The 16549-nt window shown below is 71.3% G+C and carries 15 protein-coding genes; 4 read left to right on the top strand and 11 right to left on the bottom strand.

Features of this window, described 5'->3' with window-relative positions; all coding sequences use genetic code 11:
• Positions 1-17 precede the first annotated feature (17 nt).
• Positions 18-2600 carry a bifunctional FO biosynthesis protein CofGH gene (locus OG885_RS26040; protein ID WP_405735576.1) on the bottom strand — a complete coding sequence of 861 codons (2583 nt, stop codon included), beginning with the start codon at positions 2598-2600 and terminating at the stop codon, positions 18-20.
• Positions 2601-2729: 129 nt separating this feature from the next.
• Positions 2730-3563 carry an LLM class F420-dependent oxidoreductase gene (locus OG885_RS26035; RefSeq protein WP_405735574.1) on the bottom strand — a complete coding sequence of 278 codons (834 nt, stop codon included), beginning with the start codon at positions 3561-3563 and terminating at the stop codon, positions 2730-2732.
• Positions 3564-3694: 131 nt separating this feature from the next.
• Here OG885_RS26035 and OG885_RS26030 point away from each other — a divergent pair, with 131 nt between their 5' ends.
• Together OG885_RS26030 and OG885_RS26025 are read left to right on the top strand one after the other, a co-directional pair.
• Complete coding sequence (locus tag OG885_RS26030; protein WP_405735572.1) at positions 3695-5197, top strand: CehA/McbA family metallohydrolase; 1503 nt, start codon at positions 3695-3697, stop codon at positions 5195-5197.
• Between the two features lie 97 nt (positions 5198-5294).
• A complete protein-coding gene (locus OG885_RS26025; RefSeq protein WP_405735570.1) occupies positions 5295-6158 on the top strand; it encodes a DUF1963 domain-containing protein in 864 nt (287 codons plus the stop codon).
• Positions 6159-6190: 32 nt separating this feature from the next.
• Here the strand turns inward: OG885_RS26025 and OG885_RS26020 are convergent, their stop codons facing one another.
• Positions 6191-7021 carry an endonuclease/exonuclease/phosphatase family protein gene (locus tag OG885_RS26020; RefSeq protein ID WP_405742882.1) on the bottom strand — a complete coding sequence of 277 codons (831 nt, stop codon included), beginning with the start codon at positions 7019-7021 and terminating at the stop codon, positions 6191-6193.
• Between the two features lie 37 nt (positions 7022-7058).
• Between OG885_RS26020 and OG885_RS26015 the strand changes: the two genes are divergently transcribed.
• Positions 7059-7451, top strand: coding sequence for a nitroreductase/quinone reductase family protein (locus tag OG885_RS26015; protein WP_405735568.1), 393 nt, complete (start codon positions 7059-7061; stop codon positions 7449-7451).
• Positions 7452-7467: 16 nt separating this feature from the next.
• On the opposite strand, the gene OG885_RS26010 is transcribed toward OG885_RS26015, so the two are convergent.
• Both OG885_RS26010 and OG885_RS26005 read right to left on the bottom strand, forming a co-directional pair.
• Positions 7468-7596 (bottom strand): hypothetical protein, encoded by a 129-nt coding sequence (locus OG885_RS26010; protein WP_405735566.1) that lies wholly within the window; start codon positions 7594-7596, stop codon positions 7468-7470.
• A gap of 191 nt (positions 7597-7787) precedes the next feature.
• On the bottom strand, positions 7788-8234 hold the full coding sequence (locus OG885_RS26005; RefSeq protein WP_405735564.1) for an anthrone oxygenase family protein: 447 nt from the start codon (positions 8232-8234) through the stop codon (positions 7788-7790).
• A 92-nt stretch (positions 8235-8326) separates the two neighbouring features.
• Here OG885_RS26005 and OG885_RS26000 point away from each other — a divergent pair, with 92 nt between their 5' ends.
• Positions 8327-8905 carry a TetR/AcrR family transcriptional regulator gene (locus tag OG885_RS26000; RefSeq protein ID WP_405735562.1) on the top strand — a complete coding sequence of 193 codons (579 nt, stop codon included), beginning with the start codon at positions 8327-8329 and terminating at the stop codon, positions 8903-8905.
• 25 nt (positions 8906-8930) lie between these two features.
• Here the strand turns inward: OG885_RS26000 and OG885_RS25995 are convergent, their stop codons facing one another.
• The 6 genes from OG885_RS25995 to OG885_RS25970 all read right to left on the bottom strand — a co-directional run bounded on the left by OG885_RS25995 (position 8931) and on the right by OG885_RS25970 (position 16373).
• Entirely contained in the window at positions 8931-10376 is a 1446-nt protein-coding gene (locus tag OG885_RS25995; protein WP_405735560.1) for an aldehyde dehydrogenase family protein, read from the bottom strand.
• Positions 10373-12094: an amidohydrolase family protein gene (locus tag OG885_RS25990; protein WP_405735558.1), complete on the bottom strand. Its 1722-nt coding sequence runs from the start codon at positions 12092-12094 to the stop codon at positions 10373-10375. The genes OG885_RS25995 and OG885_RS25990 overlap by 4 nt, the downstream gene beginning before the upstream one ends.
• Before the next feature lie 120 nt (positions 12095-12214).
• Positions 12215-13333 carry an LLM class flavin-dependent oxidoreductase gene (locus OG885_RS25985; protein WP_405735556.1) on the bottom strand — a complete coding sequence of 373 codons (1119 nt, stop codon included), beginning with the start codon at positions 13331-13333 and terminating at the stop codon, positions 12215-12217.
• Positions 13334-13441: 108 nt separating this feature from the next.
• A complete protein-coding gene (locus OG885_RS25980) occupies positions 13442-14212 on the bottom strand; it encodes an SDR family NAD(P)-dependent oxidoreductase (RefSeq protein WP_405735554.1) in 771 nt (256 codons plus the stop codon).
• Between the two features lie 11 nt (positions 14213-14223).
• Positions 14224-15138, bottom strand: a complete 915-nt coding sequence (locus OG885_RS25975) for a TIGR03619 family F420-dependent LLM class oxidoreductase (protein WP_405742880.1) — start codon at positions 15136-15138, stop codon at positions 14224-14226.
• Positions 15138-16373 (bottom strand): amidohydrolase family protein, encoded by a 1236-nt coding sequence (locus tag OG885_RS25970; protein WP_405735552.1) that lies wholly within the window; start codon positions 16371-16373, stop codon positions 15138-15140. Before OG885_RS25970 ends, OG885_RS25975 begins: the two co-directional genes overlap by 1 nt.
• Positions 16374-16549 lie beyond the last annotated feature (176 nt).

Raw genomic sequence — 16549 nt, 5'->3', positions numbered from 1 at the left:
GCTGCCCACCCGCCGGTTCAGTCCAGCACCGGCAGCAGCTCCGGCAGATGCCCGTCGGACACCTCCGCCGCCTTCCGCCGCTCTTCCGGGACCTCGCCGTAGAGGGTCGTACGGGGTTTCGCCGGGCGCCCGGCCGCCTCGGCGACCGCGATCAGGTCCTTCACCGACTTGTACGACCCGTACGACGAGCCCGCCATGCGCGAGATCGTCTCCTCCATCAGCGTGCCGCCCAGGTCGTTCGCGCCCGAGCGCAGCATCTCCGCCGCGCCCTCCGTGCCGAGCTTCACCCAGCTGGTCTGGATGTTGGGGATGTGCGGGTGGAGGAGCAGCCTGGCCATCGCCGTCACCGCCCTGTTGTCCCGCATGGAGGGGCCGGGACGGGCGATGCCCGCGAGGTACACCGGGGCGTTCGTGTGGATGAAGGGGAGCGTCACGAACTCGGTGATGCCGCCCGTCCGCTGCTGGATGCGGGCCAGGGTGCGCAGATGGCCCAGCCAGTGGCGGGGCTGGTCGACATGGCCGTACATCATGGTCGAGGTCGACGGGATGCCCACCTCGTGGGCCGTCGTGATCACCTCGATCCAGGTCGCCGTCGGCAGCTTGCCCTTGGTCAGGACCCAGCGAACCTCGTCGTCGAGGATCTCGGCGGCCGTGCCGGGGATCGAGTCCAGGCCCGCCTCCTTCGCCGCCAGCAGCCACTCGCGGATGGACAGACCGGTGCGAGTCGCCCCGTTCACCACCTCCATCGGCGAGAAGGCGTGCACATGCATGCCGGGGACGCGCTCCTTCACCGCCTTCGCGATGTCGAAGTACGCGGTTCCCGGCAGGTCGGGGTGGATGCCGCCCTGCATGCAGACCTCGACCGCGCCGACCTCCCACGCCTGCTGGGCGCGGTCGGCGACCTGGTCCAGGGAGAGGGTGTAGGCGTCGGCGTCGGTGCGGCGCTGGGCGAACGCGCAGAAGCGGCAGCCCGTGTAGCAGACGTTGGTGAAGTTGATGTTCCGGGTGACGATGTACGTCACGTCGTCGCCGACCGCCGCCCTGCGGACGTCGTCCGCGATGCGGGTGAGGGCGTCCAGCGCCGGGCCGTCCGCGTGCAGAAGCGCGAGGGCCTCGGCGTCCGTGAGCCTGGTCGGGTCGTCGGCGGCCGTCGCCAGCGCCTGGCGTACGTCCGTGTCGATGCGCTCCGGCACCATCCCCGGCGCCGCCGCCTCCCGCAGGGCGCCCCAGTCGCCGTAGACCACGTCGAAGTCGTCGCGGCGGTCGGCCGTACGGCCCTCGGTGTCGATGGTGGTGTGCAGATCGGTGCGGCCGGAGGGGACGAAGACCTCCTCCGGCTCCTGCCAGGGGTGCCCCTCGACGACCGCGTCCTCGCGCGCCAGGCCCGTCTCCCCGTCCGCCAGTGCGCGGACGTGCGGCAGCAGCCGGGGGTCCAGCCAGGGTTCGCCGCGCTGCACGAACTCCGGGTAGACGCACAGGCGTTCGCGGAGCTCGAAGCCGGCCGCCGCGGACTTCGCCGCCAGTTCCTCGATCTGCGGCCACGGGCGTTCCGGGTTGACGTGGTCGATGGTGAGCGGGGACACCCCGCCCCAGTCGTCGATACCGGCGGCGATCAGACGCTCGTACTCGCTGTCCACGAGGTTGGGCGGGGCCTGGATGTTCCCGGCCGGGCCCATGACCAGGCGGGCCACCGCCACGGCCGCCACCAGCTCGTCCAGCTCCGCGTCCGGCATGCCGCGCATCGCGGTGTCCGGCTTGGCGCGGAAGTTCTGGATGATCAGCTCCTGGACGCCGTGGTAGGAGCGGGCGACGCGGCGCAGCGCGAACAGGGACTCGGCGCGTTCTTCGTAGGTCTCGCCGATGCCGATGAGGATGCCGGACGTGAAGGGGACCGAGGAGCGGCCCGCGTCCTCCAGCACGCGCAGGCGTACGGCGGGCTCCTTGTCCGGGGAGCCGTGGTGGGGGCCGCCGGGCTCGGACCAGAGGCGGGTGGCCGTGGTCTCCAGCATCATGCCCATGCTGGGCGCGACCGGCTTGAGGCGCTGGAAGTCCGTCCAGGACATCACGCCGGGGTTGAGATGGGGCAGCAGGCCCGTCTCCTCCAGGATGCGGATCGAGATCGCGCGGACGTACGCGATCGTGTCGTCGTAGCCGTGCGCGTCGAGCCACTCGCGCGCCTCCGGCCAGCGGTCCTCGGGCTTGTCGCCGAGGGTGATGAGGGCTTCCTTGCAGCCGAGCGCCGCGCCCTTGCGGGCGACGTCCAGGACCTCGTCCGGGGACATGAACATCCCGTGGCCGGCGCGGCGGAGCTTGCCGGGGACGGTGACGAAGGTGCAGTAGTGGCATTTGTCCCGGCACAGCCGGGTGAGGGGGATGAAGACGCTCTTCGAGTACGTGATCACGCCGGGGCGGCCCGCGGCCTCCAGACCGGCGTCGCGGATGCGGGCCGCGGTCGCGGTGAGGTCGTCCAGGGCCTCGCCGCGGGCCTGGAGGAGGACCGCGGCTTCGGTGACGTCGAGGGCCACGCCGGTGCGGGCGCGTTTGAGGGCGCGGCGCAGGGAGTTTTCGGTGGGGCCGGTTCCGGTGGCGGAAGTCGTCATTGTTTGAGCATACGTTCGGGTGATCAGGGGATGGGTGGGGCTGTGTTTTGCCGGGTGCGGGTTCGCTGTGGCTGGTCGCGCCCGCGCGGCGGAGCCGCACATCGATACAGCCCCGCGCCCCTGAGGGCGTTACAGGTACCCGGCGTATTCGGCCAACGCCCCTAGCACCTCCGTCTCCCCCGCCGGCGGCAGCTGGACCACCACCTCCTCGATGCCCAGCTCCTCATAGTGCGCGAGCTTTCCCGGCGACGGGAACACCGCGTACGGGACCACCTGGAGCGCGCCGGGCTCGCGGCCTGCCTCCTCCCATGCCGTGCGCAGCACCGGCAGCGTCTCCGTCAGGCCTCGACCGCCGATCGGCATCCAGCCGTCGGCGTACTCGCAGATGTGCGTGAAGAGCTTCGGGCCGGCGGCGCCGCCGATGAGGGTGCGGGGGCCGAGGTGGCCTCGGAGGGGCTTGGGGTGGGCGTGGCTGGCGCGGACGCTGCCGAACTCGCCCTTGTAGGCGGTCGGTTCCCGTGACCACAGGGCCCGCATCAGCGCCATCCGGTCCCGCACCAGCTCCCGCCGCGTACGCCACTCGACACCATGGTCCGCGGCCTCTTCCACGTTCCAGCCGAAGCCGAGGCCGAGGGTGAGGCGGCCGCCGGACAGATGGTCGACCGTCGCGATCTGCTTCGCGAGGTCGATCGGGTCGTGCTGGGCGACGAGCGTGATGCCGGTGCCGAGGCCCAGGTTCTCGGTGACGGCCGCCGCCTGACCGAGGGCGACGAAGGGGTCGAGGGTGCGGCCGTACTCGGGCGGGAGGTCGCCGCCCGCCGGGTACGGGGTGGTCCGCTCGACCGGGATGTGGGTGTGCTCGGGGAGGTAGAGACCGGCGAAGCCCCGCTGTTCCAGCTCACGGGCGAGCCGGGTCGGGGTGATGGTCTCGTCGGTGAGGAAGATCGTGGCGGAGATACGCATGACCGCATCTGTACCGCGCCGGATGCGAGATGTCGATACCGACTGGTCGGCATTGGCGGCGGAAAGACCTGGCCGCCTCCGATTCCCTTTTCTTCCACGGGAGTTCACTCTCGTACCCGAGAGTGGAGCGCATGTGTGATGACGAGCACCACATCAGAAGACGCACACTCGTCGTGACGGGAGCCGCCGCCGCACTTACGTTGGGAAGCGTGACCTTCGCTTCAGCGGCGGACGGCGAGGAAGAGACGCGGACGATCCGGGGCACGCTGCCGACCGGGTCACCCGATTTCGTGTATGTGCCGGTCGAGGTCCCGTCCGGCGTACGGGAGATCAAGGTCGCCTACACCTACGACCGCCCGGCCGTCCCGACGGGTACCGCGGGCAACGCCCTCGACATCGGCATCTTCGACGAACGGGGCACCGAGCTGGGCGGCGAGGGCTTCCGGGGCTGGTCGGGAGGGGCCAGGACGGAGTTCTTCATCCGGGCCGACGAGGCGACGCCGGGGTACGTCCCGGGGCCGGTGCGCGCAGGCACCTGGTCGATCGCGCTCGGCCCGTACACGGTGGCGCCGCAGGGGCTGTCGTACGAGATCACGGTCACCCTGACGTACGGCGAGCCGGGTGAGGTCGTCGAGCCCGTCTATCCGCCGTCGCGCGCCAAGGGGCGGGGCCGGGCCTGGTACCGAGGTGACTGCCACCTCCACTCCTGGCACTCCGACGGCCGCCGCACCCCCGCCGAGATCGGGGCGCTGGCCCGTGCCGCGGGGCTGGACTTCATCAACACCTCCGAGCACAACACCCATTCCGGGCACCCCCATTGGGCGGACGTGGCGGGTGACGACCTGCTGGTGATGCTGGGTGAGGAGGTCACGACGAGGAACGGCCATGTGGTCGCCCTCGGCACGGACCCCGGCACCTTCGTCGACTGGCGCTACCGGGCCCGCGACAACCGCTTCGGCCGTTTCGCCCGCCGGATCCGCAGGGCGGGGGGTCTGGTCGTACCGGCCCATCCGCATGCCACCTGCGTGGGGTGCGGGTGGCGGTTCGGCTTCGGTGAGGCGGACGCGGTGGAGGTCTGGAACGGGCCCTACACGCCCGACGACGAGGTGGCGCTGGCGGACTGGGACAGCGTGCTGGTCGCGTCCACGCGGGAGGGGCGTGCGTGGCTGCCCGCGATGGGGAGCAGCGACGCACACCGGGACCCGGATGTGGTGGGCTCACCGCAGACGGTGGTGCTGGCCGACGACCTCACCCGGGAGGCGATCCAGGAGGGCATCCGGGCGGGGCGGTCGTACATCGCCGAGTCCTCGCGGATCTCGCTGGACTTCACGGCGGCCGGTGGCAAGGGCGAACACGCGGGAATCGGCGGCCGGTTGAGGGTGGCCGCGGACACCCCGGTGACCGTCCGGCTCGCGGTGACAGGCGCACCGCGCTGCACCGTCCGGTTCGTCACCGACCAGGGGGTGCTGTTCACGAGCGCGGCCCTGCCGGTGACCGGCTCCGGGGTGGTGGAGTGGCGGACGACTCCGGCCTACGCGGCGTACGTCCGGGCCGAGGTGCGGCACGAGACGGCGGCCGGCCCGCTGCCGGGGGCGTTGGCCGCGCTCACCAACCCGATCTTCCTGGGCAGGTGAGGCGCTCACCGACCCGATCTTCCTGGGCAGGTGAGGAGAGGAAAGCGGGTGAGGAGGGAGAGGAAGTCCCGGGCGCGGAGGATTTAGGGTCGCCGGCATGATCCTCACCACCGGTCCCGCCTCCCACGACCCGGCGCGTGACGTCCCGGAGCTGGCGCCGTACGCCCGCCCGACGGTACGGCTGCACCCGCGCCGGGGCGCGCCCGGGCCCCGCGACAGCCACCTCGGCGGCCCGCTGTGGTGGCCGGCCGCCGAGCCGTGGCCGTCGTGCGGGGAGCACCGGGACGTGAACGGAAGGCAGTTGGGCCCCTACCCTCTGGTCGCGGTGGCCCAGCTGACGGCGGCGGACTTCCCGGAGATCCGGTTCCCGGACGGCACGGACCTGGTGCAGGTGCTGTGGTGCACGGACTGGCACGACCAGCCGCATCCGGAGGGGTGGGGGCAGGCGTGCCTGCTCGTCTGGCGCCGGGCGGACGACGTGACGCATCCGCTCAGCGAGCGACCTGACCCCGGCGAGGACGAGGACATGGTCCCGAGGGCGTGCGTACTGCACCCCGAGCGGCTGACGGAGTACCCCTGGCACGAGGAACTCCCACCGGGCCTCGCGGGCCGCCACGAGGCCTGGCTGGAGGAGCGGGGGCTGGACGACGACGTGTCGACGATCCCCGGCTGGAAGCTCGGCGGCAGCATGCGCTGGGGTGTGACGGACCTGCCGGGGGCGCTGGACTGCGGGGAGTGCGGGGCGCCGCTGGAGCTGTTCCTCCAACTGGACACGTACGAGTACGACATGGACGCCGGTGACCGCTTTCGCCCGCTGGAGGAACGGCACTTGGACCCGCGGACCGAGGCGGGCCGGGCGGCGCGCGAGCCGACGGGGATGACGGTCGGGCGGGGCGGGCACGCGGGCCTGTACGTCTGCGCCGCGGACCCTCGCCATCCGGCGTCGCTCTTCACCCAGTGACGGGTGCGCGCCGCCTCGATCTTCCCGTCGCCCTACTCCGCGCCCTGCAAGTCCGCCACGACCGCCGCGTGATCCGACGGCCACACCCCGTCCACCGGCCCGTGCCCGGCCCGCCGCACCCCGTGTACCGTGCCCTCGCCGTTCGGGCCCGCCGGGCCCCCTACGTGGATGTAGTCGACGCGGACGCCCGGGCCGAGGCCGGGGTGGACGTAGGGGTTGTCCGGGGTCCAGGTCGCGCCCGCGGTGCCCTGGGCGGCGTACTCCCAGGCGTCGAAGAACACCTGGCCGGGGACGACCGGGGAGGTGCGGGTGCCGCCGAAGAGGCGGATCTCGTCGGAGTCGGGCCAGGCGTTGAAGTCGCCGGTGACGATGGGCGGGTAGGGGGTGCCGTGGCGGTGCGCGGCCACGAACTCGGCCAGGGCCGTGACCTGTTGGCAGCGGGTCGCCGAGGCGTGGAGGGGGGAGGTGAGGTGGGTGGTGAAGAAGGGGACCTGTCCTCCCGGGGCGGACAGACGGGCGCAGAGGGCGAGGCGGCCGTCGTCCAGGTCCGGTGGGGCGGGCAGGCTGAGGACTGCCCGGTCCGTCACCGGCCAGCGGCTCAGTACCGCGGTGCCGATGTCCACGGAGTCGTCGGATATGCGGCGCTGCCAGCGTTCGGGAGCGGGGGACGCCGCCCAGGCGCAGTGCAGGTCCAGTTCGGCGGCCAGCCATTCCGCGAGGTTCTCGCCGGTACGGCGGTCCGACCAGACCTCCTGCAGGCCCACCACGTCCGGGCGCAGGTCGCGCAGGACGGCGAGAATGGCCTTCTGCCGCTCGGCCCACGGGCCGAAACGCCACCACAGGTTCCATGTCACGACCCGCACGGTCACCCCACCAGCCCCTCCAGCAGACTTGGTGACTATGCCCCGCCACAACGAACGCAAGTATCGAGCCGTCTCCGCCTTTCAGCGCAGGCTCAACGCCGTCATGCGCCGGCTGCCCACCCAGACCCTCCTGGAGACCACCGGCCGCACCTCAGGTCTGCCCCGCCGGACCCCGCTCGGCGGGCGGCGGGTCGGTGACTCCTTCTGGCTGGTCTCGGAGTTCGGGGAGCGGTCGCAGTACGTCCGCAACATCATGGCCGATCCGCGGGTACGGGTCCGGCTGCGCGGGCGCTGGCACACCGGTGTCGCCCATCTGCTCCCCGACGACGACCCGGTCGCCCGGCTGCGCGGTCTGCCCCGGGTGAACAGTGTGGGGGTACGGGCCATGGGGGCGGGGTTGTTGACCGTGCGGGTGGATCTGACCGACTGACCCGCGCCCGGTGCCGTCAGGCGGGCTGCGGGGCGGGCGTCGCCGCCGCAGCGGGCGCGGCCCTGCGCCTCTCGCGCGGGATCAGCAGGCCGTTGCCCGCCACCACGGTCACGGTCAGGCAGTGGACGCCGAGCGCGGTGGCCATGTCGCCGTACGCGGCTGGGGCCTGTCCGGCGGATCAAGTCGCAGGAAAGCTGCGGCGCCTCATCGACGCAGGTGAGCGGGGTCTGGTGTGTTGGACTGCAAGGCGGAGGAGGGCGGCGGCCAGGACGGTGTTGAGCTTCTTCAGTGACATGTTCAGCGATCCGTTCAGCGACATCGTTCTTCTCCTTCGGCTCAGACGAGGGCGGCGGTCAGCAGGGCGAAGGCCGTGACGATGACGGCGACGCGGACGTAGTGCCAGCGCAGCCAGCGGTTCAGCTGCTGCTTCCAGTCGGCGGGACGGTTCTCGGCGGTCCACGTCTTGTTCCGGTTGTTGATCGGGACCAGCAGCAGGATCGACATCACCACGCTGAGGATCAGCAGCGCGCCGGCGGTGACGACGAGGCCGGTGCCGTCGTGGTGCCGGCCGGCGACGGCCCAGACCGCGACGAGGGCGAGCGAGCCGATGTACCAGACCGGCATCACCGCGCCGAGCATCCGGCCGCCGTGGGCGTGGCCCTGCTGGCCGCTGTCCTCCGGAAGGGCGTTGAGTATCGGGTTCATGACGAAGGCGACGGCGAACTCCACCCCCACCATCACGCCGACGACCACGACCGTGACGACCTCGAGTGTGCTGAGCATGACGACCCCCTGCTGGAATCTAGCGTTGCTAACTGTTGAGGCAACGCTAGACCTACTGCCGCTCGATTGTCTAGCGGTGCTAGGGTTCAGTCATGTCGGTACAGGAACGCAAGCAGCGCGAACGGGCGGAGCGGGAGCGCCTCATCGTGGCGACGGCCCGCGAACTCGCCGAGCAGCAGGGCTGGGACGCGGTCACCACGCGTCGGCTCGCCGAGCGCATCGAGTACAGCCAGCCCGTCCTCTACAGCCACTTCCGCGGCAAACGGGAGATCATCGGTGCCGTCGCCCTCCAAGGCGCCACCGAGCTAGCCGGCGCGCTGCGGGCCGCGACCGCCTCCGCGGACGGTCCGCGCGCCGAGGTCACCGCCCTCGCCCGCGGCTATCTCGACTTCGCCGAGCGCAACCCGGCGGTCTACGACGCCCTGTTCCAGCTCGACGGCGGCCTGGCGTACGCGCAGGAGGACACCCCCGAGCCGCTGAAGGACGCCTTCGCCGCGCTGTGGGAGACCCTCGCCGGGGTCGCCGGGGACGGCGTGGAACCGGGACTGTTCACCGAGCTGTTCTGGGCGTCCCTGCACGGCCTGGCGACGCTGACCCGGACGGGACGGCTGCCGCGGGAGTACATCGAGGCGCGGTTGGAACTGCTGGTGGACCGGCTCGCCGTGCTCTGACGGGTGGCCCCGAGCCGGTCCGGCCTCACCCCGGCCAGACGATCGCCTGCACCTCGCTGTACGCGTGCAGGGCGTACGACCCCACATCCCGGCCGACCCCGCTCCTCTTGAAGCCGCCGAACGGTGCCTCCATGTTCCGCCCGACGGTGTTCACGCCGACCCCGCCCGCCCGCAGCCGCCGGGCCACGCGGAAGGCGCGGGCGACGTCGCCGGACCAGACGTAGTCGATGAGGCCGTAGTCGGAGTCGTTGGCGAGGGCGATGCCCTCCTCCTCGTCGTCGAAGGGGATGACGGTGACGACCGGGCCGAAGATCTCCTCGCGGGTGACGCGCATCGTGTGCGCGCAGTCCGCGAGGAGGGTGGGGGCGACGTAGAACCCCCGCTCCAGTGGCGGGCGTTCGCCGCCCGCCACCACCGTCGCGCCCTCCTTGCGGCCCAACTCGACGTAGGACTCGACCCGTTCGCGGTGCGGCGCGGAGATGACCGGGCCCACCACCGTGTCCGGCTCGCGCGGGTCGCCGACCTTCAGGCGGTCCGCGTACGCCGCCAGACCGGCCACCAGGCGGTCGTACACCCCGCGTTGGGCCAGGACCCGCGTCGGTGCGGTGCAGATCTGGCCGCTGTAGAAGGAGAAGGTGGTCCCGATGCCGGCCACCGCCGAGGCGAGGTCCGCGTCGTCGAGGACGATCGCCGCGCCCTTTCCGCCCAGCTCCATCAGCTGCCGTTTCATACCGCGCCCGCACACCTCGGCGATGCGCTGTCCGACCGCCGTGGAGCCGGTGAAGCTGACCATGTCGACGTCCGGGGAGTCCACGGCGGCCTCGCCGACCTCCGTCGACCGGCCGGAGACGACGTTCACCACCCCCCTCGGCACCCCGGCCGTCTCCAGCGCCTGCGCCATGCGGTAGACCGACAGGGGGTCCTGCGGGGCGGGTTTCACCACGACCGTGTTGCCCATCGCCAGGGCGGGGGCGATCTTGCCGGCCGGGTTGGCCCACGGGTTGTTGTACGAGGTGACGCAGGTGACCACCCCGACGGGCTGGCGGACGGCCAGCGCGCCCATCACCCCGGCCCTCCCCATCGGCCCGGCCTCGTTGATCTGCGGCGGGATCGCCCACTCGGCGCTCTCCACGCGCGCGTACCGGCGGAAGCGGGCCACGCCCACCCCGACCTGCATGGCCCGCGCGGTGCCGGTGGTCGCGCCGGTCTCCGCCTGGGCGAGTTCGGCGTACGGGCCGAAGCGGTCGGCGATGGCGTCGGCCGCCCGGCCCAGGATCGCCGCCCGCTCCTCGGCGGACGTACGCGACCACGGCCCGAAGGCCTCGCGGGCCGCGGCGCACGCCGCGTGCACCTGATCCCGCGAGGCCTCCGGCGCCCACCCGACGGGCTCCTCGGTCGCCGGGTCGACCACCGCGTAGTGGCCGCCCTCCGGCTCGATCCACTCGCCCCCGATGAACAGCCGCTCGCTCACCGGGTGCTCACCGTCCGGGTGTCCCGCCCGGACCGCAGCACCTTCCCGGGCACCGCCCCGCTCACCACGTCGTCGCGGATCGCCTCGACCCCGTTGACCCACACGGCCCGGATCCCGATCGCCTTGGAGTCCAGCCGAGGACTGTCACCCGGCAGGTCGTGCACCAGGGTGGCCGTGCCCGCGGCGATGCGCTCCGGATCGAAGAGCACGAGGTCCGCATGGAAGCCCTCCTCGATCCGGCCGCGTTCCCTGAGTCCGAACAGCCGAGCCGGATCGTCGGTCAGCATCCTCACCGCCTGCTCCAGGGTCGCGAGCTTCCGCCCCCGCAGACAGTCACCGAGGAACCGGGTCGTGTACGGCGCCCCGCACATCCGGTCCAGATGCGCCCCCGCGTCCGAGCCGCCGAGCAGGACGTCCTCGTGCTGCCAGGTCTCGGCACGCAGGGCCCAGGAGGCGGGGTCGTTGTCGGTGGGCATGGGCCACAGGACCGTACGGAGCTCGTCCGCGGCGCAGATCTCGACCAGGCAGTGGAAGGGGTCCTGCCCCCGCTCGGCCGCGATGTCCCGCACGACCCGCCCGCTGAGCCCGCGGTTCGCCTCGCTGTACGTGTCGCCGATGACGTACCGCCCGAAGTCGGCCAGCCGCCGGAAGACGCCGGCCTCCTTGGACCGGGCGCGCTCCAGCATCCCGGCCCGTACGTCCGCGTCGCGGAGTCGCTCGATCCGCTCGGGGACGGGCAGGCCGAGGATCGGGCCCCAGCCGGGGATGAGGTTGAGGGCGCAGAAGGTGCCCAGCGACATGTTCATCGGCGTCAGGATCGGCATGGTGAGGGCGACGATCCGGCCGCCCGCCTTGCGCGCCTGCTCGCTCGCGAACAGCTGCCGTGGGACGCGTTCGGGGACGGTGGCGTCGATGGTGAGCACGTTCCAGTTGAGCGGCCGTCCGGCGCTCGCGCTCATTTCCACGAACAGCTCGATCTCGGCGTCGCTGAACTGGTCGAGGCACCCGGCGACGATGGCCTCGATCTGGGTGCCCTCGTGCTCGCCGACGGCCTTGGCGAGGGCGACGAGCTCGGCGGGCAGCGCGTGCCGGGAGGCGACGGGCTTTCCGTCGCCGTCCGAGTGCGTGCTCGACTGGGTGGTGGACAGACCCCAGGCGCCGGCGTCCATGGCCTCGTGGAAGACCCGCAGCATGGCGTCGAGTTGCTCGTCCGTCGGCTGTCCACCGATGGCGTCCGCCCCCATGACGTACCGCCGCAGCGCGCAATGCCCCACCATGAACCCGGCGTTGACGGCGATCCGCCCCTCCAGCGCGTCGAGGTACTCCCCGAACGACTGCCAACTCCAGGGCGCCCCCTCTTCGAGAGCGACCAACGACATGCCCTCGACCTTGGACATCATGCGGCGGGTGTAGTCGGCGTCCCCCGGCCTGAGCGGCGCCAGCGTGAAGCCACAGTTGCCGGCCGCGACCGTCGTCACACCGTGGTTGAGGGAGGGGGTGGCGTACGGGTCCCAGAAGAGCTGGGCGTCGTAGTGCGTGTGCGGGTCGACGAACCCGGGGGCGAGGACGAGGCCGTGAGCGTCCTCGCTGGTACGCGCGTCTTCCTCGACGGTGCCGACGACGGCGATACGACCGTCACGGATGCCGACGTCGGCGGTGAAAGCGGGCGCACCAGTACCGTCGACGACGGAAGCTCCCTTGATGACGTGATCGAGCATGGGTCTGGCCCCTTCAACTCCGGCTCAGTGGACGTGCTCAGGGGCGCGGGGCTGTATCGATTTGCGGCTCCGCCGCGTGGGCGCGACCAGCGCCCACCCACCCGCACCCCGGAACGGCGATCAAGAGGCAGCCCGGAACCGCGAAGTCCGATGCACCGGATCCGTGTCGATCTCCGGAATCACCTGCTCCCCGATCAACCGGATCGTCTGCAACGTCTCCTCCTTCGGCACCCCCACCGGCAACCCGAAGCTCAACTGATCCGCCCCCGCCTGCTCCCACCGCTTGCACTGCGTCCGCACCTCCGCAGGATCGCCGCAGATCAGCAGCTCCTCCTCGATCAGCAGCTCCACGAACTCGGGGGTGTACTCGGGCAGCGTCTCCGGCCACACCGGGAACCCCTCGGGCCGCGGGAAGGTGTCGTGGTACCGGAAGACGAGCGAGGGCAGATAGTGCAGCCCGCCGTTCACGGCGATGTTGATCGCCTCGTCGTGCGTGGGCGCGCAGATCGCCGTCGTCGTCACCATCACGTTGTCGTTGACGAAGTCCCCGACCGGTTCGGCGTTCACGACGGAGTTCTTGTACTGCTCAAGGACCCACTCCATGTCGGACACCTTCTGGATGCTGAACCCCAGCACACCGAGCCCCTTCTTCGCGGCCATCGCGTACGACGGCGGCGACCCGGCCGCGTACCACATCGCCGGGTGCGACTTCCCGTACGGCTTCGGCAGGATCTTGCGCGGCGGCAGCTGCCAGTGCTTGCCCTGGAAGCCGACGTACTCGTCCTGGAGCCACATCTTGGGGAACTCGGCGATGGTCTCTTCCCAGATCTCCTTGGTGTAGTTCATGTCGGTCACGCCCGGTATGAACCCGAGGATCTCGTGCGAGCCGGCCCCGCGGCCCGACCCGAACTCGAAGCGTCCTTCGGAGAGATGGTCGAGCATGGCGACCTTCTCGGCGACCTTCACGGGGTGGTTGACCTGGGCGAGGGGGTTGAAGATCCCGGAGCCGAGATGGATCCGCTCGGTCGCGTGGGCCAGGTACCCGAGGAAGACGTCGTTCGCCGACAGGTGCGAGTACTCCTCCAGGAAGTGGTGTTCGGAGGCCCAGGCGTACTTGAAGCCCGACTTGTCCGCCTGGATGACGTACTCGGTCTCCTCCATCAGCGCCTTGTGCTCGGCGAGCGGGTCGGTCTCGGCGCGCTTGCCCACATATCCCTGTACAAAGAGGCCGAATTCCACGGCGGTTCACCCTTCCAGTCAGGTGAGTCTGCTGAGTCCTACGACTTTCTGACGTACCGTCAGAAAGGTCAATAGCTGACGGCCCATCAGACGATGGTCAGCCGGCGGTCAGACGACACTGACCCCCGCCAGCCAGCCCCCGTCGATCACGAACGGCTGCCCGGTGATGTACGACGAGTCGTCGCACGTCAGGAACAGCGCGAGCCGGGCCACCTCCTCCGGCCGCCCGATCCGTCCGAGCGGCACGAGCTTGCGGTACAGCTCGTCGAGCGCCCGGCTCATCCCCTCCGCGTCCGCCCTCGGGTCCAGCTGGGCCGGGTTGGACATCGCGGTGTCGATGGCGCCGGGGCACACCGCGTTGACGCGGATACGCCGGTCGGCGAGCTCCAGGGCGGCGACCCGGGTCAGGCCGAGGACGGCGTGCTTGGTGGCGGCGTAGCCGCCGACGGCGGCCATGCCGGTCACGCCGGTGTAGGAGGCGGTGTTGACGATGGTGCCGCCGTCCTCCATCACCGGCGCGACGGTCTTGATGCCGAGGAAGCAGCCGACCTGGTTGACCCGTACGACCTGCATGAACTCATCGAGGGGCGTGTCGAGAAGGGTGTTGAAGCGCAGGATGCCGGCGTTGTTGACGAGGCCGTCGACGCGGCCGAAGGCGTTCTTGACCGCGCTCACCGCGGACCGCCACTGCTCCTCCTCGCCGACGTCGAGATGGACGTACCGCGCCCCGATCTCCTCGGCGAGCGCCTCCCCCTGCTCGTCCAGGACATCGGCGACGACGACCTCCGCCCCCTCCTGCCTGAACAGCCGTGCCTCCTGCTCCCCCTGTCCGCGTGCCGCGCCGGTGACGATGACGACGCGTCCGTCCAGCTTGCCCATGCGGTGTCTCCTCAGAGGTCGGGGGCGATGTCGGCGCCGAACGCCGTGATCTGGTCGGTGAGTTCGGCGCGGTCGCGGCAGCGGAACCGCACCTGGATCTGGTGGACGCCCATCGCGCGGTAGGCGCGCAGGGACTCGGCGAGTTCCTCCGGGGTGCCGGTCAGGGTGCGGCGGCCGACGTCCCAGGTGGGGTGGCCGATGTGGAGGGGCTCGGTGAGGGCGCCGACAGTCAGCGGTTCCTCGATGCCCGCCTCCTCGCGGATCCGGGTCAGCTCGGCGATCTGCGCGGGCAGCCGGTCCCTCGGGTCGCCCTGCGGCAGCCAGCCGTCGCCCTTGAGCGCGGCCCGGCGGACGGCGGCGGGCGAGGAGCCGCCGACCCACAGCGGGACGCGCGGCTGGGCGGGACGGGGGCGCTGGCCCAGGCCCTGGAAGTCGTAGAACTTGCCGTGGTGTTCGGGGAACTCCTCGGGGCCGAGCGCGGCCCGCAGCGCGTCCACGCACTCGTCCAGCAGGGCCCCGCGCTGCCGGAATGCGAGGCCGAGCACCTCGAACTCCTCCGTCACATGCCCGGCGCCGACCCCGAGGATCAGCCGGCCGCCGGAGAGGTGGTCGAGGGTGGCGTACTGCTTGGCGGTGAGCAGGGGGTGGCGCAGCCCCACGACGGCGACATGGCTCAGCAGCCGGATGCCCTCGGTCGCGGCGGCCAGGTAGGCGAGGGTGGCTACGGGGTCGTACCAGACCGTGCTCATCGCGGGCGCGAGGCGGCGCGGGATGGCGACGTGGTCGCAGCTCGCGACGTAGGAGAAGCCGGCGCGCTCGGCGGCGCGGGCCACCGCGACCAGGTCGTCCGGGCCGGCGGCGGCCTCCCAGGGCTCGGTGTAGATGGTGCTCTGGGACTGGACGGGGAGCTGGATGCCGTACTGGATCACCGGGGGCCGCCCCAGAGTCCGTCGGAGGTCAGCCCGAGCAGGTCGATGGCGTTGCCCCGGACGATTCGCTCCACCACGTCGGGGGCGAGGTGGCCCATCTGGGCCTCGCCGACCTCGCGGGACTTGGGCCAGGTGGAGTCGGAGTGCGGGTAGTCGGTCTCGTAGAGGACGTTGCCGAGGCCGATGGCGTCGAGGTTCCTGAGCCCGAAGGCGTCGTCGAAGAAGCAGCCGTGGACGTGCTCGGCGAAGAGTTCGGAGGGCGGGCGGTGGACCTTGTCGGCGACCCCGCCCCAGCCGCGGTTCTCCTCCCAGACGACGTCGGCGCGTTCGAGGATGTACGGGATCCAGCCGATCTGGCCTTCCGCGTACATGACCTTGAGGTTCGGGAAGCGTTCGAACTTGCCGCTCATCAGCCAGTCGACCATCGAGAAGCAGCAGTTGGCGAAGGTGATGGTGGAGCCGACGGCGGGCGGGGCGTCGGCGGAGGTGGACGGCATCCGGCTGGAGGAGCCGATGTGCATGGCGATGACGGTTCCGGTCTCGTCGCAGGCGGCGAGGAAGGGGTCCCAGGCGTCGGTGTGGATCGACGGCAGGCCGAGATGCGGGGGTATCTCGGAGAAGGCGACGGCGCGGACGCCCCGCGCGGCCATGCGGCGGACCTCGGTGGCGGCCAGCCGGGCGTCCCACAGGGGGATCAGGGTGAGGGGGATGAGGCGGCCCTGGGCCTGCGGGCCGCACCACTCCTCCACCGTCCAGTCGTTGTAGGCCTGGATGCACAGCAGCCCCAGCTCGTGGTCCGCGGCCTCGGTGAAGGTCTGGCCGCAAAAGCGCGGGAAGGTGGGGAAGCAGAGGGCGGACTGGACGTGGTTGACGTCCATGTCGGCGAGGCGGGACGGGACGTCGTAGGACCCCGGCCGCATCTGCTCGTAGGTGATGACCTCCAGCTTGATCTCGTCCCTGCTGTAGCCGACGGCGGTGTCGAGGCGGGTGAGGGGGCGGTGGAGGTCCTCGTAGACCCACCAGTCGCCGATCGGGCCGTCGGTCTCGCCCGGGGTGCCCATCACGGGCTTGAACCGGCCGCCGAGGAAGGTCATTTCCTTCAGCGGGGCGCGGACGATACGGGGACCGACGTCCAGGTACTTCTTCGGAAGCCGGTTCTGCCAGACGTCGGCGGGCTCCACCGTGTGGTCGTCGACGGAGATGATCTTCGGAAATTCCGGGGTGGTCTCCATGGGGGCCACGGTAGCGCCGATCTGACGACCCGTCAGCTACGGCGACGGTGCCCGGTCATGGTGGTTTGTGCGCGGAATTGTGCGGAGGGAGCGTGAGGGGCTTGTGATTTACCGCGCGCCTACCTGTGATCACTCTCTCCACAGCTGACGCATCTGCCATGAACAAGGCAAACTGG

The organism is Streptomyces sp. NBC_00028 (assembly GCF_045041065.1).
Lineage (GTDB): Bacteria > Actinomycetota > Actinomycetes > Streptomycetales > Streptomycetaceae > Streptomyces.
This window is presented reverse-complemented; position numbering and strand designations above follow the sequence as displayed.